At 66.6% G+C, this 19,855-nt stretch carries 20 protein-coding genes; 4 read left to right on the forward strand and 16 right to left on the reverse strand.

The window, feature by feature from the left end; genetic code table 11:
- Positions 1 to 83 precede the first annotated feature (83 nt).
- The 11 genes from CAL15_RS18745 to CAL15_RS18795 all read right to left on the reverse strand — a co-directional run bounded on the left by CAL15_RS18745 (position 84) and on the right by CAL15_RS18795 (position 10,394).
- Complete coding sequence (locus tag CAL15_RS18745; protein WP_003116834.1) at positions 84 to 2,114, reverse strand: DNA topoisomerase III; 2,031 nt, start codon at positions 2,112 to 2,114, stop codon at positions 84 to 86.
- A 283-nt stretch (positions 2,115 to 2,397) separates the two neighbouring features.
- Positions 2,398 to 2,838, reverse strand: coding sequence for a single-stranded DNA-binding protein (locus CAL15_RS18750; RefSeq protein ID WP_003098976.1), 441 nt, complete (start codon positions 2,836 to 2,838; stop codon positions 2,398 to 2,400).
- 73 nt (positions 2,839 to 2,911) lie between these two features.
- The gene (locus CAL15_RS18755) at positions 2,912 to 3,439 is read right to left on the reverse strand and encodes a DUF3158 family protein (protein WP_003098978.1); all 528 of its coding nucleotides are present in this window, start codon (positions 3,437 to 3,439) and stop codon (positions 2,912 to 2,914) included.
- A complete protein-coding gene (locus tag CAL15_RS18760) occupies positions 3,436 to 4,227 on the reverse strand; it encodes a PFL_4669 family integrating conjugative element protein (protein WP_003116836.1) in 792 nt (263 codons plus the stop codon). The genes CAL15_RS18755 and CAL15_RS18760 overlap by 4 nt, the downstream gene beginning before the upstream one ends.
- A gap of 429 nt (positions 4,228 to 4,656) precedes the next feature.
- Positions 4,657 to 5,895, reverse strand: a complete 1,239-nt coding sequence (locus CAL15_RS18765; RefSeq protein WP_003116837.1) for an STY4528 family pathogenicity island replication protein — start codon at positions 5,893 to 5,895, stop codon at positions 4,657 to 4,659.
- A 3-nt stretch (positions 5,896 to 5,898) separates the two neighbouring features.
- Positions 5,899 to 6,459, reverse strand: a complete 561-nt coding sequence (locus tag CAL15_RS18770; protein WP_003090097.1) for a DUF2857 domain-containing protein — start codon at positions 6,457 to 6,459, stop codon at positions 5,899 to 5,901.
- A gap of 14 nt (positions 6,460 to 6,473) precedes the next feature.
- On the reverse strand, positions 6,474 to 8,153 hold the full coding sequence (locus CAL15_RS18775; protein WP_004350508.1) for a ParB family protein: 1,680 nt from the start codon (positions 8,151 to 8,153) through the stop codon (positions 6,474 to 6,476).
- Positions 8,146 to 8,415, reverse strand: a complete 270-nt coding sequence (locus tag CAL15_RS18780) for a hypothetical protein (RefSeq protein ID WP_003050422.1) — start codon at positions 8,413 to 8,415, stop codon at positions 8,146 to 8,148. Before CAL15_RS18780 ends, CAL15_RS18775 begins: the two co-directional genes overlap by 8 nt.
- A complete protein-coding gene (locus CAL15_RS18785; RefSeq protein ID WP_003098988.1) occupies positions 8,399 to 9,274 on the reverse strand; it encodes a ParA family protein in 876 nt (291 codons plus the stop codon). Before CAL15_RS18785 ends, CAL15_RS18780 begins: the two co-directional genes overlap by 17 nt.
- A 42-nt stretch (positions 9,275 to 9,316) precedes the next feature.
- A complete protein-coding gene (locus CAL15_RS18790; RefSeq protein ID WP_003090093.1) occupies positions 9,317 to 9,529 on the reverse strand; it encodes an AlpA family transcriptional regulator in 213 nt (70 codons plus the stop codon).
- A 118-nt stretch (positions 9,530 to 9,647) separates the two neighbouring features.
- Positions 9,648 to 10,394 (reverse strand): hypothetical protein, encoded by a 747-nt coding sequence (locus CAL15_RS18795; RefSeq protein WP_003098991.1) that lies wholly within the window; start codon positions 10,392 to 10,394, stop codon positions 9,648 to 9,650.
- Between the two features lie 450 nt (positions 10,395 to 10,844).
- On the opposite strand from CAL15_RS18795, the gene CAL15_RS18800 reads away from it, so the two are divergent.
- Positions 10,845 to 11,345, forward strand: coding sequence for a DUF305 domain-containing protein (locus tag CAL15_RS18800; protein ID WP_003098996.1), 501 nt, complete (start codon positions 10,845 to 10,847; stop codon positions 11,343 to 11,345).
- Positions 11,346 to 12,017: 672 nt separating this feature from the next.
- On the opposite strand, the gene CAL15_RS18805 is transcribed toward CAL15_RS18800, so the two are convergent.
- From CAL15_RS18805 to CAL15_RS18815, 3 genes are read right to left on the reverse strand one after another with little or no spacing between them, the layout of a single operon-like run.
- Positions 12,018 to 13,052, reverse strand: coding sequence for a Bug family tripartite tricarboxylate transporter substrate binding protein (locus CAL15_RS18805; protein ID WP_086079888.1), 1,035 nt, complete (start codon positions 13,050 to 13,052; stop codon positions 12,018 to 12,020).
- 51 nt (positions 13,053 to 13,103) lie between these two features.
- Positions 13,104 to 13,862, reverse strand: coding sequence for an SDR family NAD(P)-dependent oxidoreductase (locus CAL15_RS18810; RefSeq protein ID WP_086079889.1), 759 nt, complete (start codon positions 13,860 to 13,862; stop codon positions 13,104 to 13,106).
- Positions 13,859 to 14,572: an SDR family oxidoreductase gene (locus CAL15_RS18815; protein WP_086079890.1), complete on the reverse strand. Its 714-nt coding sequence runs from the start codon at positions 14,570 to 14,572 to the stop codon at positions 13,859 to 13,861. Before CAL15_RS18815 ends, CAL15_RS18810 begins: the two co-directional genes overlap by 4 nt.
- A 283-nt stretch (positions 14,573 to 14,855) precedes the next feature.
- Between CAL15_RS18815 and CAL15_RS18820 the strand changes: the two genes are divergently transcribed.
- Positions 14,856 to 15,146 carry a VOC family protein gene (locus CAL15_RS18820; protein WP_086079891.1) on the forward strand — a complete coding sequence of 97 codons (291 nt, stop codon included), beginning with the start codon at positions 14,856 to 14,858 and terminating at the stop codon, positions 15,144 to 15,146.
- Between the two features lie 12 nt (positions 15,147 to 15,158).
- On the opposite strand, the gene CAL15_RS18825 is transcribed toward CAL15_RS18820, so the two are convergent.
- A complete protein-coding gene (locus CAL15_RS18825; protein ID WP_086079892.1) occupies positions 15,159 to 16,055 on the reverse strand; it encodes a LysR family transcriptional regulator in 897 nt (298 codons plus the stop codon).
- Positions 16,056 to 16,154: 99 nt separating this feature from the next.
- On the opposite strand from CAL15_RS18825, the gene CAL15_RS18830 reads away from it, so the two are divergent.
- Both CAL15_RS18830 and CAL15_RS18835 read left to right on the forward strand, forming a co-directional pair.
- On the forward strand, positions 16,155 to 17,312 hold the full coding sequence (locus CAL15_RS18830) for a TauD/TfdA family dioxygenase (RefSeq protein ID WP_086079893.1): 1,158 nt from the start codon (positions 16,155 to 16,157) through the stop codon (positions 17,310 to 17,312).
- A gap of 123 nt (positions 17,313 to 17,435) precedes the next feature.
- The gene (locus tag CAL15_RS18835) at positions 17,436 to 18,392 is read left to right on the forward strand and encodes a tripartite tricarboxylate transporter substrate binding protein (protein ID WP_086079894.1); all 957 of its coding nucleotides are present in this window, start codon (positions 17,436 to 17,438) and stop codon (positions 18,390 to 18,392) included.
- Between the two features lie 22 nt (positions 18,393 to 18,414).
- Here the strand turns inward: CAL15_RS18835 and CAL15_RS18840 are convergent, their stop codons facing one another.
- Positions 18,415 to 19,839, reverse strand: a complete 1,425-nt coding sequence (locus CAL15_RS18840) for an MFS transporter (protein ID WP_086079895.1) — start codon at positions 19,837 to 19,839, stop codon at positions 18,415 to 18,417.
- Between the last annotated feature and the right edge of the window lie 16 nt (positions 19,840 to 19,855).

Below are 19,855 nucleotides of genomic sequence, written 5' to 3' on the forward strand. Positions count from 1 at the left end.
GGCGTCCCGCAGGGCATGCGGCGGAGTGCGGGACAGGGGCCACGCCGCCGAAGGCGGGCACGGCTCACGGGGAACGGGGGCGGTCAGGAGCCTTTGCGGCCGCTACGGCGCGGGCGCGAGGCGCCGCGCTTGGAGCTGCCGGATTCGACTGGCAGCGTGCCTTTGCAGTCCGGGTAGCGGCTGCACGACCAGAACGGGCCGCTCTTGCCGCTGCGCTGGCGCGTGGGTGCGCCGCACTGCGGGCATGCCGGCCCTTGGGGAACCTTGATGGACAGGGAGGCGCTGCCGTACTGCGCAATCAACTGCGAAATCCACGCGGCCTGCTTGCCGATGAACACGTCCAGGGTGAGCTGTCCGGCCTCGATCATGTCGAGCGCCTGTTCCCAGACGGCGGTGGTGCCAGGGTCGGCAATCGCCGCAGGCACGGCATCGATCAAAGTGAAAGCCGCATCCGAGGCGCGGATGGCGCGCCCCTTCTTCACGAGGTAGCCGCGAGCGATCAGGCCGCCGATGATGTTGGCCCGCGTCGCTTCGGTGCCGATGCCAACCGTATCCTTGAGCTTCTGCTTCAGGCGGGGATCGGACACCAGCTTGGCGACGCCTTTCATGGACTTGACCAACTCGCCTTGCGTGTACGGTTTGGGCGGCAGCGTCTTGAGTGCCTTGAGATCGACGTCGGCCACCTGGCATGCCAGGCCCTCATACAGTTTCGGCAGCGCGGGCAGCACCTGGGCGCGGACCGCAGTATCGCCCTCGCCATCACCGTCTTCGGCCTGCGGCTCGGCGAGCACCTGGCGCCAACCCGGGATGACAACCTGCTTGCCCGTGGCCGCCAGGTTCTGCCCCCCGCACGAAAACTTGGCCACAGTGCGGTCGAACTCGTGGTGAGGGAGGAACTGCGCCAGGTAATGCGACCGGATGAGCCTGTACACGGCCAGTTCCTTCTCGCTCATGGCGGAGAGCTTCGCCGGTTCGAGCGTCGGGATGATGCCGTGGTGCGCCGTGACCTTGCCATCGTTCCAGGCGCGCGAGCGCTGCGAGCGGTCGAGCTGGCCCATGATCGAGCGCAGCGAGGGATCGGTCTTGAGCAGGCTGTCGAGAACGGTGGGCACTTCGGCAAACATGCTCTCGGGCAGGTAGCCGGAGTCCGAGCGGGGGTACGTCGTGGCCTTGTGCGTCTCGTACAGGGCTTGGGCAATCTCCAAGGTTTCCTGCACGTCCAGCCCAAGCTGCTTGGAACACACTTCCTGCAAGGTGCCCAGGTCGAACGGCAGCGGCGGGCCTTCGCGGACACGCTCAGTCTCCACCGACACGACGTGGGCACTGCCCGCAGCGCGGATCTGCTGCATGGTCTGCTGTGCGACCGGCTGCCGCAGGCAGCGGCCTGCGTCGTCGGTGCACGCATCGGGTGGAACCCATTGCGCGGCGAAAGTCGAACCGCCTGCGAACAGGGACACGGCGATGGCCCAGTATGGTACGGACACGAAGCGCGCGATCTCGCGGTCGCGGTCCACAACGAGCTTGAGCGTCGGGGTCTGTACGCGGCCGACCGACAGCACGCCGTCGTAACCCGCCTGTCGCCCCAGCACCGTGAACAGCCGGCTCAGGTTCATGCCCACGAGCCAATCCGCACGGGAGCGCGCCAGCGCCGAGTGGTACATCGAAAGCGTCTCGGCCGAAGGCCGCAGCTTGCCCAGTGCCGCCCGAATGGACGCATCGTTGAGCGCCGACAGCCACAGGCGTTCGATGGGGCCGCGGTAGCCGCAAAGCTCCACGATCTCGCGGGCGATCAATTCGCCCTCGCGGTCGGCATCGGTGGCGATAACCAGGTGAGTCGCCTTCGCCAAGAGCGCCTTGACGACCTTGAATTGCGTGGCGGTCTTCGGTTTGACCTCGACCCGCCAGTGCTGGGGAATGATGGGCAACTGCTCAACGGACCATCGTTTGAGCTGCTCGTCGTAGGCCTCGGGCGGCGCCGCCTCCACGAGATGGCCGATGCACCAGGTGACCGTGACGCCGGAACCGTTGAGGCAGCCTTCACCGCGCTGCGTGGCGCCGAGAATCCGGCCAATGTCTTTGCCCTGGGAGGGCTTCTCGCACAAGAACAGCCGCATATCCGTCCATCCCGATTCCTGTTGTTCATGGAGTTGCTGGGATCGAGGATGCCGAGCGCAGCCCCTGGCAGCAGCAAACAAGCCGCATGCGGCAGCGACCGCTTTCACGCCGATGAAATGGCGAGTGCGGGGAAGGTGCGTGGCCGGAAGTGTGCGGGCCGAGAGCCGCGATTTCCGGGAGCGCGCGTGGAACTCGGTGGACGTTGGTGGAGCTATCCCCTGGGGATAATTCGCAGCGCATGGAGGGCGGCGAAGCACTGCGGCAGCCGCCCTCCATGCCCGATCACTTCCTGCGCTTGGTCTCTTTCGGCGCCGTCGATTCCTGGGTGGCCTGGGGCTTCGGCTCTGCCTCCTGTGGCTTCGGGCTGAGGGCCACAGACTCGATGCGGTACGGCAGGATGCCGACACTGCGCGCGTTGACCTGCCAAGTCTCACGCGGCTGATCTTCGTTGTCCGTCCAGGGGTCGCGCTCCATGCGGCCGACGACCAGCACCCGCATGCCCTTCTGGTAGAGCTGCTGCCAGCGGTCGGCGTCGTGGTGCCAGAGTTCCACCGGCGCCCAGAAGCCGCCGCGGTCCTCGAACTCGCCGCCCTTGGTGGGGACGGGGTTGTCGAAGTACACGTTCAGCCGGAGCAACCGGCGAGGATCGTCGTTGCCATTGGGGAATTCGCGGTACTCGGGAGGCGATCCGATGTTGCCCTCGCCGATGAATTGTGTGCTCATGTTGGAATCTCCGTGGTGGTTGAAATACCCGTGCCTCGTTGGGCTCGGGCGCGTGCTCGGATGGCAGGCGCAATCACCGATCGCGCACTGCGGCAGGAACGGACGCGAGCCGGCGCAGGTAGGTGTTGTCCGCCTGCGCGGCCTTGCTGGCGCATTCCTGTGCTTGCCTGCCCAGGGTGTGCAGCAGGCTGATCTGCATGTTCAGCATGACGCGCTGCAGTTCGATCTCGTGCAGGTCGTGCAGCAGGTTGACCGGCGTGCTGGGGCTCGCCATCAGCTCCTGCCACAACGCCACGCCCATGGCCGATCGATCGTGCTTGCGCCAGCGAAGAAAGGTCGTGCCTGCGCCAGTGGTCTGCTGGGCCAGCTCGACGGGAAGCAGGTGGAAGGGATGCCCGCACGCCTGTGGCAGCACCTGTCGCTGCGCCAGGGCAATCAACTCGTCGCGCATGGCGAAGCACTGGCTGGCCCAGGCCTCGAAGTCCCCTTTACCTTTAAAAGGCTTTAAAAGGCCTTTTAGAGAGGCCGCGTGTTCCAGCCGCATGAAGGCTGGCTGTTCCAGACGACGGAAGTAGCGCGGTTCGCGGTTCGGGTCGCTCATGCCGGTTCGTCCTCGCCGGCGGCTGTGGACTTGGCCTCGGCCGAATCGGCGGCAGCGCCTTCGTCGGTGGGAGATGCGGCTGCGGCAGCGCTATCACCACGCTGTTGCAGACCACGGCGCACGACGGGCGGCGCAAACTTCGAGCGGCGCATGCCTTCGAGCACGTCCTGCGGCAGTTCGCCGAACTTCTCCAATGCTGCCCGAGCTGCGGCGTTCTTGGCCGCGAAGTCGTCGCGGGTGCAGCCCGAGTAGCGGTATTGCTGGGCCAGGCTGAACAGGCTGCGCAGCGCGTGGGCACCTTCGTTGAGCCAGCGCTCCAACGTCGAGCGATCGATCAGCGCGGTGTGGTGGGCGAGGATCAGCTTGCGGGCGATGTCGTCGTAGTCGGCCAGCAGATAGACGGCGGCAAAGCCGAGCTGCGCGTTCACGAACAAGGGGAGCTTCACCGGCTGCACGTTGAGGTTCTCACCCAGGCTCAACGCCGCAGGCACGCCGGCCAGTGCCTGGTCAACCTGCTCGCGCAGCGATTGCAACGTGGTCCTGGTCTGGTCGAGCTTTTCCTCGATGCGCAACATCCACCAGTCGCTGTACGGGTCGTCCTGCTCCGAGCCGCGCTTCATCTTGTTCATCACGGCGATGTAGCCGTTCAGGCCGACGATGCCGGGTCGCCCCTCGGCGGCGGCGCGGCCATGCCAGATGCGCGAGGCGTGGTGGGTGTGCAGCGTCAGCGACATCGCGCTGCGCAGGGAGCCGAGGTTGAGTTGCAATGGTTCGTTGCTGGTTGCCATGGTGATCGCTCGCTGGTGGACAGGGAGCCGCCAGCATCCGCATGCAGCGGAAGGCAGTCAGTCAACAAACCGAAATGAGCCGACCCCCGGTTCTGTGCGCGCTGGCGGCGCAGCGCGCAACGGTCCCCTGGGGACCGCTCCGCAGATGGGCACTCACATCGGCGTTCCCGTCCTCGGTTGTTGACGGTATGCGTGCTGCACCGCACGTCGCGCTGCCGTTCGACACGATCCTTCGCCGCGCAGCCGTCCCCAGGGGACCGTTCCGTTGAGCGCCATGGAGGTCTGCTTCATGGTCTTGCATGCGCTCTACTCAGGTTTTGCGCAGCATGTCGCGCCGTCGCCCGGCGCTTCACCGCACAGCCGTCCCCAGGGGACCGTTTCTGCCGACCGCCATGGAGATCTACTTCACGGCTTTGACAAGCCCTGTGCTCAGGATTTGCGCAGCAGATCGCGCAGGCGCTCGATGTGCTGCCGGGCCACCTCGGGCGGCACGACGTTGCGCGGCGGCTCGGTTGGTGGCGCTCGCGCCGCCGATGGTGTTGGCGGTGCCGGGCCGGTCTGCTTGGCCCAGGCATTGAACTCGCCGCGCATGGCGCGCTGGATGATGCCGAACAGATAACCGGCGGGGTTGCGGATGCCATGCTTGCCGCACCGTGCGGCCCATTCGTCCAGCACGGCCTGCCGCAGGGCAGCGTCCACCTGCTGCAACGCCATCTTGGCTCCGGCCTGCTGTTCCGCCTTCAGTTCCGCGAAGCGCTTGGGCCATTGCAGGTCGCCCAGCGCACGCGCCTGCGCGGTAGTACGTACTTCATCAATACGACTACTACGTACTGTACGGTCCTGCTTCGAATTCCGAAGAGCGCCGTCTGGCGCGGGTTTCGGCCCTGCTTCGGATTCCGAAGATGGGCGATCGCCATTCCGAAGAAGGCTCGCGGGCCCTTCTTCGGAATCGTGGACCGCATCCTCCTGTGGATAACTTTCGGAGGCGGTGATGCCCTGGTCGGCCAGGCGCTCGGCGAGCACTTGCAGCCGCGACGGCAAGGTGCGTCCGGACAGCATCGGGTCGTCCGCGATCTCCTGGAGGGTGTTGAGTCCCACCACCTGGACGGCCTTGGCCGAATGCCCCAGCGACTGGCTGACCAGGGCCAGGTAGTCGGCGTCGAGTTGCATCGCCTCGAACGGCGTCAGCGGTTCGTCGTGCAGGACGTAGAGGTTGCCGAGGATGCGACCGGTCTTGGGGTCGCGCCGTCGTCGCACGAGGCTCAGCCAGCGCGTCAGGCGCAGCAGCGTCAGCGCCCGCGCCACGGTCTCATGGGAGGCCTGGCCTGCGCAGGGCATCGACGCCAGCCAGGGGCGCAACTGCTCATAGGTGGGAAATGCCGTGACGCCATCGTCGTTGAGCATCAATCGGAACACCTGCCAGGCGTTGCGCTCCAGCGGTGTCAGGCGGCGGTCGAGGAACAGCCGCCGCGGCACGCTCTCGTGCCGATTGCCACTGAACAGGAAGGCGTCGCCGGACGTAGGAGGCGTGGGCGTTGGAGCAGGCAGGGACGCGGGAGCGCCAGAGCTGGACTTGGGCGCGAGGTCCTTCAGCGCAGCGTCGAACAGGTCGGCGAGTGCGATGGGGCCAGGGCGCTGGGCTCGTGGGGCGGTGTCGTCCACGGCCATGGCCTAGCCCAATCCCTGATCGACCCAGTTCCTGATCGCGGCCCAGACCACCGAGAGCGGCAGCGACATGCCCTCGGCCAGGTCCATGGCCGCATCGAGAATCGAGGTCTCGTCCTCCAGATCGACGTTCCTGCTGCTGGTCACGGCTTTCCATTGCCGCCACAGTTCGGTGTCCTGGGTCTCGTCCAGGACGGGGTGGCGCCCCTTGCGCTTGGGCAGGCCGAGGATCTCCCGCCGCAGGGCGACTTCCTGATGGGTCAGGCCATAGAAGCGGCTGACCATCTCCGTGCTGGCCCCCAGCCGCAGCATGCGATCGACCGTGGCGATTTCCTTCTCCACGTCCTGTGCCTGGTTGAGCAGGCGCTGCAGCACTTCGCGGTTGACCGTGACCGAGCACCACGAGACGCTGGCGTTGGCCAGCACGCTGATCAGCGCGGGGTGCTTGAGCGCATCCAGCTCGGCCTCGCCGAAGCCCATGGCCTTGCAGCGGCGCAGTTGGCCGTTGCGAAGGTCATACAGCGCCTGGGCAATCACGGCCTGGTTGAGCGGATGCGATGTGGACATGCGGCCTCCCTCGCTCACGTCCCGGGCGCCGTGGTGCCGGCTTCCAGGTCCAGCAGACGCCGGGCGAGGCGCAGCAGCCGAAAGAGCTTGACCAACGCCGTGTCGCTCAAGCGCCTTGCGCCGCTGCCATGGCCTTGGCTCTGGCCGTGCAACAGGGTCGGCAGGTCGGCGGCGAGCTGCGCGCCGTCCAGGCCCGCTTCGGCGACGGGCTGACCCGTCAGGGAAGTGAGCAGCGTCAGCACCGCGCGGCCGAGCGGCGACGGGGCTTGGCCGCGGGCGCGGCACGCAAACCCGATGCCATCGGCGCGATCCTCGATGCACTCGTCCAGGCCTGCCTCCCCGGCGATCTCGCGCGCGAACTGCGCGATGTGGATGCGCAGCCGATCGGGCGTGTCCAGGCCGGCGTCGATGTACCAGACGTCGGAGATCGGATAGAGTCCGCCGGCTTGCACCGGGATGGACTGCAGCACGCTCGCCGAGAAGTCGGGCGGCAGCGCATCGCCCAACTGGTCGGCGACCATGCGCTGGATCGATTGGAGCCGTTCTGTCGTCGGTGCTGGCGAGACGATGTGCTCGCGAAGCAGATCGCCCGGTGCGGCCGGCTGGCTTCCCGTGGCCGCTTCGCCAACCGCCGTGTCGTCGTGGCGCAAGGTGGGCTCGGACGCCGGAGGGCTGGCGGGTGGAGGACCGGCCGCCGCTGCAGGCGTGGCGATGGACGATGCTGCGCCCGGCGGAGTCGGCGTGCCGGCGGTGGGCGAAGGCAACGCCGGCTGCGCCGCAGGTGGCGTCGGGTCACTGACCAGCGCCCGGTGGCGGCTTTCCGATTCGGTCAGGTCCAGCGCCAGCACGTCGTAGCCGATGCCCAGCAGCTCGGACATCTGGCCGATCAGCTCGTCTTGCACGCGCTGCGGCGCGAACTCGTCGCCCTGCGTGTCGAACTGCGCCAGCACCTCCTGAAAGAAACTGTCGAAGTCCAGCGGCAGCGAACGGTCCTTGGCGTAGTGCTCCCAGGTGCGTTTGCAGGCCGTGCGCATGACCGACAGCCGCTCGACCTGGTGGCGCCCCAGGCCGCCATAGAGCACAGTGGGAATGGCGGGCAGCAGGTAGCGCACCGCGTCGGCCATGCGGGTGATGTGCGACCGCTGGACGGGGAAGCCATCGGCCGCCAGGCGGCGGGCCAGTTCCGACTGGCTCAGGGCGGCGCCGCTCTCCTGCTCGTAGAACTCCCGTGCTTTCTCGACGCCGAGCGCGCGCTCGATGAACGTGAGGCCGCCGCGCAGTTCGTTCTCGGCAAGATGCCCGGTCAGCGCGACGATTTCACCGCGCTCCGGCCATGGTCGGAACAGGCACGATATGCGGAAGAAGCGTTCTTCCTTGGTCTCCGACCAGAGTTCGCGCAGGATCGCCAGTCGCGTGTTGCCGCCGTTGCGGATGATGTAGTGGTCCTCGCCGGGCCTGCGCGTGATGGCCGGCGCCGCGTCCAGGCCGCGCTCGCGGATGGATGCCTTGATTTCCTCGTAAGCCGGGTTGCGCTTCATGCGCGGGTCATGGTCGTAGGGCCGCAACTGGTCCAGCGTCACGACCATGGGCGTGTCCGCGATCGGGTCGCTCAAGGCCGTAGCCGCTGGGCCGCTGCGCTCGAAGCCGGCCGCGAGCAGCTTGCCTGCCATGTCCTGCGAGGTCATGTCAGCCATGGCCGCACCCCTCGCAGTCCCCACGACCGCCGGCCGGCGCCATGCGGGCCTCTCGCTCGGCGCGGCGGATCTGCGCACGGGCGTTCAATTCGGCCCGGTGGTCACTCGCTGTCGAACTCGTGTAGATCGCCGCGCAGCCGGCCTTGGTGAACTTGAGGTGCCCGCCCGGCGTGCGCTTGACGTGCCAGCCCTCACCGACCGCGAACTCGATCAGGGCGCGCAGCCGCTTGTGGCCGCGGGCCAGCTCATGTGCGTTCGCCATGGGGCCTCCCAGGATCAAGAGGTCGCTGCGGGCGGCCGGATACTTGAGCCAGTCGGTCCTGCCATTGCGGGAACAACTCGCTGGCGAGCGCGCGCATCGTGTCGAGCGCGGCAGGGGCGACTCTGCCGGGCGGCTGGCGGTGCTCGACCCGATGCACCGGCAGGCCGCGCGTTGCGGCACGTGGATACGCTTCTATGGCCGGCACGTCGGTGGCGAGCACGCGGATGCCGGCGCTGTCCTGGAACAGGTCGCGCAAGGCCTGCTGGATCAGCCGTGCGTTGGCGGACACCGGGTGGACGCGGTTGATGAGCAAGTGCAGCGGCGGCGGTTCGATGCCCAGGTGCCGGTACGGCGCAATGTCTTCGAGCAACTGCATGGTGCCGCGCCGCAGCTCGCGTGCCGCGAGGATCTCCGGCGTGACGGGCGACAGCGCGAGATCGGAGGCGAGCACCGCCATCTCCAGCAGCACGGAACGCGCGCCCTGGGTGTCGATCAGCACCAGGTCGTAGAGGGGAGCAAGTGCTGGCAGCAGATGCCGCAACCGCAGGCGGCCATCCGGCGCATGCAGCAACAACGTGTTCAGCTCGCCCCGGTGGTCGTCGGACAGCACCAGGTCCAGGCCCGCGATGATCGTGCGGGACACGAGCTGGCCAAGGTCGCGCTCGTTGAAGGCCAACAGCTCATAGATGCCGCCCGGCGCGCGCTGGGTCAGTTCGTAGTAGGAGGACAAGGTGGGCTGCACGTCGAGATCGAGCAGCAGCACGCGCAGGCCCGCGTCCGCGGCGAGCCCGCCCAGGTTGGCGGCCGTCGTGGTCTTGCCGACGCCGCCCTTCGTTGAAATGATGGACACGACCTGCATGGCGCTCTCCGGCTGGGAATGGGAAGTCCGCGGGAGAGCGGGTCAGGTCCGGTGGTTGAGGCGCTCGGCGATCCACTGGTCGATTTCGATCGAATCCCAGCCGACAGCGCGCACGCCCAGGCGCAGCGCCTGAGGGAACTGGCGCTTCTTCATCAGGTTGTAGATGTGGGCGCGTTTGAAGCCGGACTTCGCTTCGACTTCATCGAGCCGCAGGATGCGGCGCTCGTTCGGCGGGAGTACAGGGGTCTGCGACATGGCGGTCACTCCTGAACGCTCGGTGGCGTTTGTTGGCGTGACCTCTATTCAATAGACCTGGCTGCGGAAAGACATTGCAAATGCAATCTCCGCGATTGCACATACAAGCTGGATAACCTCATGCGCTTGCGCTACGAACGTACCTCTTAGCGTTGGCGAACTTTCCGTTTAAGGTGCGCTCAGTGATGCCCATGGTGCCGCCGTAGTGGGCGACCAATGCAGAGACAAGGGCCTCCTGCGTTTTGAAGCTGGAATAGGGCACGCCTGAAGGCGACTGGCTCAGCATCAGCGTCAACATCCCTCCAATGATGTTGAGATAGGTCGTTTCCGCCCGTTCGCTGATCTCGCATTGCTTGGATGCCAACAGCACCGAGGATTGCTTGAGTAGCGTGTCGTGCTGCTCCTGCAGTTCTCGCATCTCACGTCGGGCTTGTTCAAGCGCGGCCTGAAGGGCCAGCCGCTCCACGAGGATCGCCTGTCCTGTTTCCATGGTGATGAAAGGATGCGCCATGCGTTCGCCACGGCTGAACAGAAATCCTGGCCGGTGCTCGGGATAGTGGGTGCGCATCCAGCGTTTTAGATCGACATGGCGAACAGTCAGATCCAGAGAATTGAGCAGGTTCGGATCATTGAGCGTGATCCCGTTCTTGCCGTAGGGCAGCTCTCCGTTGAGGATGCCGTCATAGATACGTTCCGAGTGCAGCCGGCACTCATTCCATCGAGGGCAGTTCAGCGACCGAGGCAGGACACGCGGTGACGCGATCGTGGCCAGGATCATCGGGAGATACCGCAGCAACCCAGCCCATCGGATGGCCGCCTCGATGGGACGATAGAACACCTTTGATGTTGAAATGTCCTTGTGCATGTCTTCGTCTCCTTTCGGGTGCGCTACATCACCGGCTCCTTTCTTGCCCAAGGGCTGTTGTGTCGTTATGGCCTGCGACGGACGCTTGAGGCGATGCCCTAAGCGAAGGCGGAGGAGGCCATTGGCGTCCGCCGCAGGTGGCCTTGTCTTGCTTGATATGCAAGAATCGATCAGTTGCCGGCCCATCGAGCGATGAGGACGCAAGCTCGATATTGGCGCTCACGGTACCAGCGTCATAGGTGGCGCAAAGCCCATCAAGACCGATTTGGTATGGTCTGATATCCAGACGGTTCAAGACCAGCGAGTTGAAGCGTTCGACGCCCCTACGTCCAGTTGGGGACTGGAAATCAGCGGTTAGTGATGCATCGCTCCACATGCTGATATATCGACAAAGTATCTGCCGCAGTACCAGTGACCCTGCCAGGTTGCCCCAGCACATAGGAGACGGAGATGGCTGAACATTCCCATGAACATCAACATCACACATCCGGTCAGATGGGTAAGCACGGCCGACCATACGCCAAGTTCTGGGTGAACATGGTGTTGGGCCTCGTCGTCATGTACTTCGTAATGTTCAGCATGATCGACGGCGCCAGGGACTTCAGAAACAATCTCAACATGCTCTACATGGCGGTCACTATGTGGGCGCCAATGGGCATCTTCATGCTAGCGACAATGCCCGGCATGTTTCCAAACCGGCGGCTCAATCTCGTGCTGTACGGCTTGTTTGCCGTTCTCACACTCGGTTCTTTTGCCGCTACCCGTGCTCAAACCGGAATCGGCGATCGACAGTTCATCGCGTCTATGGTCCCGCACCATTCGGGAGCGATCCTCATGTGCCGCGAGGCGCAGCTCTCAGATCCGGAACTCGTCAACCTATGCCAAGCGATTTCCGATGGCCAGCGCGCGGAGATCGAGCAGATGAACCGGATTGCTGCACGCCTTCGTTGAGGCTGGCTGCCACTACACTGGCGCCGCGTTGCGCTCCGGCGAAGTTAGCCGCAGCGATGTAAAGATGAGTACTTGCGGTGTTCCGATGCCGGCGGTTGTGTCCTACAGCCGTCCAGGTGCCAGGTAGTCCACGCGACACCACCCCGCGCTGCCTGCGGAGCGAGCGCAAGTCATGATCGTCGCAAGTTGGAGTTCGATAGCGAACCCGCTCAGCAGCTGGACGCATCAGGCGTAACGACGGGTGGATGGATCATCCTTGGACGCTGGTGGAAGTGGTTGGATGAACTTTGTTGCCGAGGGCGAAAAACAAGGCTATAATTGAGTTCTTCGCTGATCACCACAGTGGAGAAAGTGATTGGGAAACAGAGACTTAGCGCTCTAGTGCATGACTCGTCTCCCGCTCCAGAATTTGCCATGCAGATGCGCGCGCAAACTGCATGATGCGATGAAAAGGCCCCTTCGGGGCCTTTTTTCATTTCCGCTTGCGGCAGCAAGTCTCGCGACGCCACCCCATTCAGCGCGATCGCGCAGGCATGTCTCCCCCCCCCTCGCATGAAGCACGTGCACTGCTGAAAAGCAGGCGGGCGAGACATCGCTGCCTCGCCCGCCCGTCACGACACAAGCCGCGGCTCTACAAACCGGCCCTGCACACCAGGACCGGCTGCGTCGCCATCAATCCACGCTCGCGCCCGAGATCTTCACGGCCTCGGCCCACTTGGTGATCTCCTGGTCCACGAAGGCGCGGAACTGGTCGGGCGTGGACGGCGTGAACTCGCTGCCCGCGGCGACCATCTTCGCCTTCGCGGCCGGATCGGCCATCACTTCGCGCATGTCGGCCGAGATCTTCTCGACCAGCGCCTTGGGCGTGCCCTTGGGCGCGAAGAAGCCGGACCAGGGCGGCGCGGCGAAGCCGGGGAAGCCCTGTTCGGCAACCGTCTGGTAGTCCGGGGCGCTGGAGAAACGGTCCGCCGTGGTCAACGCGATCAGCTTCAGTTTGCCGCTCTTGGCGTAGGCCTGCACGGCCGGCAGGCCGGTGATGCCCACCTGGATCTGGCCGCCCAGCAGGTCGGTCACCATGGGCGTGCTGCCGCGATACGGAATATGCGCGATCTCGAAGCCGCCCTTGTTCTTCAGCAGCTCCATGCCGAGGTGCGACGCGGTGCCGTTGCCGTCGGAGCCGTACGAGTACTGGGTGGGATCTTTCTTCAGCAGCGCGATCAGTTCGCTGAGGTTGTTCGCCGGAACATTGTTGTTGACCACGATGGCATTGGGATACAGCGTGGCCTGGGTGATGGGCTCGAAGTCCTTGCGCGGGTCATAGCGCATGTTCTTGTAGAGCGAGATATTGATGCCGTGCGAACCGGTCACGCCCAGCACCAGCGTGTAGCCATCGGGCTGCGCACGGGCCACGTTTTCCGAACCGAGGTTGCCGCCGGCGCCCGGACGGTTCTCGACGACGACCGACTGGCCCCACTTCTTGGACAGCCCTTCGGCCACCACGCGCGCGGTGATGTCGGTTGCGCCGCCGGCCGGGAACGGCACGACGATGGTGACCGCGCGCGACGGATAGCCTGCCACGCCGTCCTGGGCCAGTGCCGCGCCGGAGGCGGACATGCCCAGCACGCCCGCCAGCAGGGGCAGTGCAGCGCTTTTGATCAGGGTGCGGCGCACGCTGGCGCCCGTTTTGGAGAATTTCCCCGCTTTCATACGACTATCCCTCTGTGCTTGAGTGTGTATGCGAACCAAGAACGGCCTCCGCTATATTGCGGTGTAGCCCCCGTCCACGCGCACGTCCGTGCCCGTGATGAACGAAGCGCCCGTGCCCATGAGAAACAGGGCCGTCTGCGCGACTTCTTCCACTTCCCCCAGCCTGCCGGCCGGATAACGCCCTGCCAGGGCGCTGGTCGCCGCCGCCGCGTCGCCGTAGCGACGCAGCACGCGGCTGGTAAGCACCGCGCCGGGCGACAGGCTCAGCGCCCGTATGCCCTCATCGGCATGATCCACCGCGATGGCACGCGCCAGCGCGATCAGTCCGGCCTTGCTCGCGCCATAGGCGCCGCGGCCGGGAGCGGCCACGCTGCCCAGCTGGGACGCCACGTTGAGCACCAGCCCACGGCCGGCCTTGCGCATGGGCGCCAGGGCCCATCGGCTCATCAGCCAGGCGCCGGTCAGATTGATGGCCATCGCCTGATGCCAATGCGCCGGCGCCAGATCGCCGATCTTCTCGCCCGGCGTCACCACCGCGGCATTGTTGACCAGCACGTCCAGGCGCGACCACTGAGCCAGCACGGCCTCGACCACCTGGCGCGTCTGCGCCGGATCGGCCACGTCGCACTGCAAGCGCATCAGGCGCGGATCGTCCGGCCCGCCGCGCTCTGCCAGCGCCTTGGCGTCGAGGTCGACCAGGGCCACGCGCGCGCCGGCCTCGAGGCACTGGCTGGCGATGGCCCAGCCCAGGTCGCCTGCCGCGCCGGTGATGACCACGACCTGGCCGGAAAGATCAGTGGTGGAACTCATAAGGCCGCGGCTCCCAGCGAAGCGCCGCCGCACACGTATAAAGTCTGCCCGGTGATGGCGCCTGCCTCGGGGGACAGGAAGAAAGCGATGGTGGCAGCCACCTCGTCCGCGGAGATGAGCCGGCCCAACGGCAGATCGACCTTGGGCGGCTCGCCGCGCGACGGATCGCTGAGCATGGGGGTGTCCACCGCGGCGGGCGCGATGACGTTGACGGTGATGCCGCGCCCGACCAGTTCGGCGGCCAGGCTGCGAGCCAGGCCGATCTGCGCGGCCTTGCTGGCGGCATACGCCGCGCGCTGCGCGCGCCCCAGCACCGCGCGGCTGGAAAGCAGGACGATGCGGCCCAGGCCGTCCTGCAGGCGCGGGGCCAGCAGGCGCACCAGCGCCATCGGTGCGGCGGCATGGAGGCGCCACAACCATTCGGCGTCCTCGAGGCGGGTATCGACGGCGCCGCCGCTGCGAACCACGCCGGCCGAATGCACGAAGGCGCGCACCGACGCGGGCAGTCGGCTCTGCAGCGCATCGATGGCCGCGGCGTCGGCCAGGTCGCACAAATGATGACGGTACGCCGGATGATTCAGCCCATCCGCGATGCGCACGTCGATGCCGTCCACCGACCAGCCCGCGCCGAGCAGGCGTCGGGCCAGCGCCAGGCCGATGCCCGAGGCGGAGCCCGTGATGACGGCGGAGGGGGTAGGATGATCACTCATGGCATGGCGAGGCTAGCAAATAAACACTTAAAGTGTCAACTCTTTGCGGCGCATCACGACGACGACATGGCGCTATTCCAGCACGGATCCCGCCGAACCATTTGCGTGAAAATCAAGGAAAACAGGGATCAATTCGCGAGATGCCGCCCGCACAGCCGGCGCCGCTCCGCCACGCAGCCCGACGAACGATCCATAAGTGTCAACAGTAATGTGGGCACGTCCGGCGACATGGCCACTTGCGCGCGGTCATCGTGCGTCTGCCGCGATCAATGAGGAAGACTCGATGAAACCACGCGTCACTGTCATCACCCTAGGAGTGGACGACCTTGAAGCCGCGCTGCGCTTCTACCGCGAAGGCCTGGGCTTTGCCTGCGACGGCATCGTCGGCCAGGAATTCGAACACGGCGCGGTGGCCTTCATTCCGTTGCAGGAAGGCCTGAGGCTGGCCCTGTGGCCGCGCGCCAGCCTGGCGCACGACACGTTCTGGGGCGGCTACTCGGGCTACTTCCAGGACCCCGACGGCCATCTGTGGGAAATAGTGTGGAATCCCGAATGGGAAGACGCCGAGGGCTGAGCGAATCGCGCCCTAGCGCCCCGCCACGGCGCTGCGCTGGAACGAGGCCAGGCTGACTTCCATGGCGTTGCGCACCGCGGCCAGCACGCGGCTATCGTCGGCGCCCTTGCGCGACACCATCGACAAGGTCAGCACAGGCGCGGCGCGCCCCAGCCGCACGATGCGCACCGGATAGCCCACCAGCGACACGGGATCGGGCTCCTGCAGCACCGAGATGCCCAGCCCCGCGCTGACCATGGCGCGGATGGCGGGCGCGCTGTCGAACTCCAGCGTGCCGCGGATCTCGGGCACGTTGGCGCTGACGTATTGCGCCGCCATGGCGCCGGACACGGTCTTGCGGTCATAGCGTATCCAGTCGTACTGGCGGAACAGGGTCGCCACGCTGGCGTCCTTGGCGTGCGGCGGCGCGATCAGCACCAGCTCGCGATGCAGCATGGGCGTCCAGGCCAGCCGTGCCGAACCGCCCGACGCCGGCTGGGCCACCAGGGCCGCGTCGACCTCGGCCGCCTTCACTTCGGCGATCAGCGTGCTGCTGCGGCCGCGCACCAGCTGCAGTTCCAGGCGGGGATGATGCGAGCGCAGGTAATGGATGATGCCGGGAAGCACCACCGGCTGCAGCGACTCGATGACCCCCAGCCGCACCACGCCCTCCACGGCCACGCGATTGCCGGCGCGCAGGGCTTCGAGGCTGTGCAGCGCCGGACGCATGTTGTCGGCGATTTCGTGGGCCAGGCGATTGGGCTTGGCCTGCAGGCCGGATCGGTCGAACAGCGGCTTGCCCACGTACTGCTCCAGCTGCTTCATCTGCATGCTGACCGCGCTGGGCGTGACGTTGGTCTGCTTGGCCGCGCCGGCGAAGGTGCCCGTCTGCAGCACGGCCTCGAGGGTGCGGAAGGTTTCGATCTTCATCAAAAACCCTTATCAAGAAGCTCAAGGAAGTTCGCTATTCTAAAGAAGCCCGCTCTGGATAGACTAGAACGAAAGAGCCATGACAAGGAGCGAGCAGCAATGACTCCAACCGAGAACGAGCGACCCCGTGCCTGGACCGCGCAGCAGGCGGCACAGGACCATTCCTGGATACTGCGGCTGACGCCGCAGGCCGTGCAGGGCTTTCGCGACGCGCTGGCGCATGCCAGGTCGCTGGACAAGCCCCTGCTTTCGATGACCCAGGCCGACTTCCCTTTGCCGCCAGCCAGCCGCGACGTGCTGGCGCGCGCCGTCGCCACCACGCAGGGTCGCTGGGGCATGTGCCTGGTGAAGGGCTTTCCGGTGGACGAATGGACGGAAGACGAATCGCGCCTGGCCTACTGGGGCATGAGCCTGTACATGGGCGTGGGCCGCACGCAGAACCGCGCCAGCCAGTTCATGAACGACGTGCGCAATGAGGGCGGCGAATACAAGGTGAAGGGCGGCCGCGGCTACAACACGAATGCCGGCCTGGATTTCCACCAGGACTCGTGCGACGTGGTGGGATTACTGTGCCGCCGCACCGCCAAATCCGGCGGCACCAGCAAGGTGATCAGCTCGATCGCCCTGTACGAAGAGGTGCGGCGCCGCCGTCCCGACCTGATTCCGGTGCTGCAAGGTACCTTCTTCCACAGCTACCAGGGCACGCAGGATCCCAGCCAGCCGCCCTATTACCGCTGCCCCATCTTCGGCAGCCATCCCGAGTTCTTCTCGGCGCGCACCAACCGGAAGAACACCGTGGCCGCGCAGCGCGACTTTCCCGAAGTGCCGCGTCTGACGGCGCAGCAGGAAGAGGCGCTGGACCTGCTGGACGAGCTGATGCCCAGCGAACTGCTGTGCTACACCATGCAGCTCGAACAGGGCGACATGCAGCTGCTGAACAACTACGTCACGCTGCACTCGCGCACGCCGTTCGAGGACTACGACGAGCCCGACCGCAAGCGCCACCTGTTCCGCCTGTGGCTGGCGGTGCCCGGTTCGCAGCCGCTGCCGGACGACTGGCAGGAATACTACGGCGACGTGCGCGCCGGCGCGGTGCGCGGCGGGGTGCGCGGCAGCGCCATCACCCAGGAGTTCCTGGACTACGAGAAACGCCAGGCGGCGGCACTGGGCATGCCCTTCGAGACCTGGCGCCCGCAGCTGCTGAAGGAAGACATGGCCCGCATCGTCGCGGGCTCGCAGGCGTCCGCCACGGCCTGACCTTCATAACGACACCCCCAACGAGACACCCGCCGGCACGGCAGCCTGAAGGCGGGCTCCACAGTGCAACTCCGGCCGCCTCCGACGCGGCCGGGCAACGACTACAACATCAAGGAGACAACCATGCAGAGACGATCCTTCATGGGCGCAATGGGCGCCGGCATGCTGGCCGCCTCGGGCCTGGTGCGCGCGCAAGGCACACCCACCCGCATCATCGTGGGCGCAACGCCCGGCGGCGGCACGGACATCGTGGCGCGGCTGGTGGCCGCCGAACTGGGGCGCGTGATGGGCGGCACGTTCGTCGTGGACAACCGTCCCGGCGCCGGCGGCAACATCGCCGCACAGGCGGTGGCGCAGGCCGCTCCGGACGGGCGCACGCTGCTGGTCTGTTATACGAGCCACGCCATCAACGCCACGCTGTATCCCAGCCTGCCCTTCGATCCCATCAAGGACTTCTCGCCGGTGTCCTACGTGGCCAACGCGCCGTCCATCCTGGTGGCGCATCCGTCGGTGCAGGCGAACACCCTGCCCGAACTCATCAAGCTGGCCAAGGCGCAGCCGGGCAAGCTGAACATGGCCCAGCCGGGCATCGGTTCGGCCGGCCACTTGGGCGGCGAAATCCTGAAGATGCAGGCGGGCATAGACGTGGTGATGGTGCCCTACAAGGGCACCGCACCCGCGATGACCGACGTGATCGGCGGGCAGGTACAGCTGATGTTCGCCGGCGCGGCGCTGGCCAAGGGCCAATTGCAGGCCAAGACTCTCAAGCCGCTGGGCATCAGCAGCGCGCGCCGCATGGAGCTCTATCCCGACATCCCGCCCATCGCCGATACCCTGCCCGGCTATGACTTCAACGCCTGGTACGGCCTGCTGGGCCCGAAAGGCATGGACGCCGCGCAGGTGAAGCAGATGTCGGAGGCCCTTACCGCCGTGCTGGCCGACGCCGGCATCAGGAAACGGCTGCTGGACGAAGGTCTGGTGGCCATGGGCAGCACGCCCGAGCAGTTCAGCACGTTCGTGCAGCAGGAGGTGGATCGCTGGGGCAAGGTCGTCAAGGCCTCGGGCGCGCGGGCGGGCTGACCGCCGCGGCTCGGCCGCGAACTCAGCCGCCGCTGCCGCCCAGCGGCGGCGCCACTTCCTCCAGCGGCTTGCGTTCGGCGGCCACGGCATGGCGCCATGCCGTCAGGCCGGCGCCAATCACCAGAAAGGCGGCCAGGGCGTAGCCCGCCGCCACGGCCTCGCGGCTGCCGCTGCCGATCAGCGTACCGAACAGCCACGGCGCCGCGAATCCGCCCACGCCCGTGCCGATGGCATAGAACACGGCAATGGCGGCGGCGCGCAATTCCAGCGGGAACACCTCGCTGACGGTCAGGTAGGCCGAGCTTGCCGCGGCCGAGGCCAGGAAGAACACGGCCGACCAGCACCATGCCTGGCCGCGCGCGTCCAGCAGGCCGTTCACGAAGGCCCAGCCGGTCAGCAGCAGGCCGATGCCCGAGAGCGTGTACGTGGCCGCGATCATCGGCCTGCGTCCCACCCTGTCGAACAATGGGCCCAGCAACAGCGGCCCCAGCACATTGCCCAGCGCGAAAGGAAAGATGTACAGGCCCGCGCTGGCCGGCGGCACTTGGTAGAAGCGCGTCAGCACCAGCGAATACGTGAAGAAGATGGCGTTGTACAGAAACGCCTGCGACACCATCAGCGCGAACACCACCGCGCTGCGCCGGCGGTACTGGTGCAGCAGCACCTGGGCCAGTTTGCGCAGCGGCGGCGTGCCCTGCCGCACATAGGCCAGGCTGCCGGCAGGCGCGGGCAGCGGGCCATGACGCCGCGCCACCTCGGCTTCGATGGCGGCGACGATGCGTTCGGCCTCCTCGTTGCGGCCATGCATCATCAGCCAGCGCGGGCTTTCCGGCACGTGGCGGCGCACCAGCAGGATGGCCACCGCCAGCACCGAGCCCAGCAGGAACCCGGCGCGCCAGCCCAGTTCGGGGCCGAGCACGGCGGGGTCCAGCAATACCAGGCTCAGCCCGGCGCCCAGCGCCGCTCCCAGCCAGAAACTGCTGTTGATCGCCAGGCTGACCCGGCCGCGCACCCGCGCAGGGATCAACTCATCGATGGCGGAATTGATGGCGGCATATTCGCCGCCTATGCCCAGGCCGGTGACGAAGCGGCACGCCGCGAAGGCGCCGAAGCCCGGCGCGAAGGCCGTGGCCAGCGTGCCCAGCATGTAGACCATCAATGTGGCCAGGAACAGCCGCTTGCGTCCCAGACGATCCGTCATGCGGCCGAACACCAGCGCGCCGATCACCGCGCCCGCCACGTACAGCGAGCCCGACGCGCCCACTTCGGCGGCGGTCAGGCCCAGCGTATCGGGGCGCTCGAGCACGCCGCCGATGGCGCCCACCAGCGTGACCTCCAGCCCGTCCAGCACCCAGGCCACGCCCAGGGCAAGCACCACTCGCCAGTGCCATGGAGACCATGGCAGGCGGTCGAGACGGGCCGGGATGTCAGTGCGGTCGGCGGCCATGGTGGAAAGGGCCGGT

It is taken from the genome of Bordetella genomosp. 13, from assembly GCF_002119665.1.
Taxonomy (GTDB): Bacteria; Pseudomonadota; Gammaproteobacteria; order Burkholderiales; family Burkholderiaceae_B; genus Bordetella.

Excerpts from the sequence above, each read along its gene's own strand:
- CAL15_RS18745 (WP_003116834.1), bottom strand. The coding sequence starts at position 2,114 with ATGCGGCTGTTCTTGTGCGAGAAGCCCTCCCAGGGCAAAGACATTGGC.
- CAL15_RS18750 (WP_003098976.1), bottom strand. The coding sequence starts at position 2,838 with ATGAGCACACAATTCATCGGCGAGGGCAACATCGGATCGCCTCCCGAG.
- CAL15_RS18755 (WP_003098978.1), bottom strand. The coding sequence starts at position 3,439 with ATGAGCGACCCGAACCGCGAACCGCGCTACTTCCGTCGTCTGGAACAG.
- CAL15_RS18760 (WP_003116836.1), bottom strand. The coding sequence starts at position 4,227 with ATGGCAACCAGCAACGAACCATTGCAACTCAACCTCGGCTCCCTGCGC.
- CAL15_RS18765 (WP_003116837.1), bottom strand. The coding sequence starts at position 5,895 with ATGGCCGTGGACGACACCGCCCCACGAGCCCAGCGCCCTGGCCCCATC.
- CAL15_RS18770 (WP_003090097.1), bottom strand. The coding sequence starts at position 6,459 with ATGTCCACATCGCATCCGCTCAACCAGGCCGTGATTGCCCAGGCGCTG.
- CAL15_RS18775 (WP_004350508.1), bottom strand. The coding sequence starts at position 8,153 with ATGGCTGACATGACCTCGCAGGACATGGCAGGCAAGCTGCTCGCGGCC.
- CAL15_RS18780 (WP_003050422.1), bottom strand. The coding sequence starts at position 8,415 with ATGGCGAACGCACATGAGCTGGCCCGCGGCCACAAGCGGCTGCGCGCC.
- CAL15_RS18785 (WP_003098988.1), bottom strand. The coding sequence starts at position 9,274 with ATGCAGGTCGTGTCCATCATTTCAACGAAGGGCGGCGTCGGCAAGACC.
- CAL15_RS18790 (WP_003090093.1), bottom strand. The coding sequence starts at position 9,529 with ATGTCGCAGACCCCTGTACTCCCGCCGAACGAGCGCCGCATCCTGCGG.
- CAL15_RS18795 (WP_003098991.1), bottom strand. The coding sequence starts at position 10,394 with ATGCACAAGGACATTTCAACATCAAAGGTGTTCTATCGTCCCATCGAG.
- CAL15_RS18800 (WP_003098996.1), top strand. The coding sequence starts at position 10,845 with ATGGCTGAACATTCCCATGAACATCAACATCACACATCCGGTCAGATG.
- CAL15_RS18805 (WP_086079888.1), bottom strand. The coding sequence starts at position 13,052 with ATGAAAGCGGGGAAATTCTCCAAAACGGGCGCCAGCGTGCGCCGCACC.
- CAL15_RS18810 (WP_086079889.1), bottom strand. The coding sequence starts at position 13,862 with ATGAGTTCCACCACTGATCTTTCCGGCCAGGTCGTGGTCATCACCGGC.
- CAL15_RS18815 (WP_086079890.1), bottom strand. The coding sequence starts at position 14,572 with ATGAGTGATCATCCTACCCCCTCCGCCGTCATCACGGGCTCCGCCTCG.
- CAL15_RS18820 (WP_086079891.1), top strand. The coding sequence starts at position 14,856 with ATGAAACCACGCGTCACTGTCATCACCCTAGGAGTGGACGACCTTGAA.
- CAL15_RS18825 (WP_086079892.1), bottom strand. The coding sequence starts at position 16,055 with ATGAAGATCGAAACCTTCCGCACCCTCGAGGCCGTGCTGCAGACGGGC.
- CAL15_RS18830 (WP_086079893.1), top strand. The coding sequence starts at position 16,155 with ATGACTCCAACCGAGAACGAGCGACCCCGTGCCTGGACCGCGCAGCAG.
- CAL15_RS18835 (WP_086079894.1), top strand. The coding sequence starts at position 17,436 with ATGCAGAGACGATCCTTCATGGGCGCAATGGGCGCCGGCATGCTGGCC.
- CAL15_RS18840 (WP_086079895.1), bottom strand. The coding sequence starts at position 19,839 with ATGGCCGCCGACCGCACTGACATCCCGGCCCGTCTCGACCGCCTGCCA.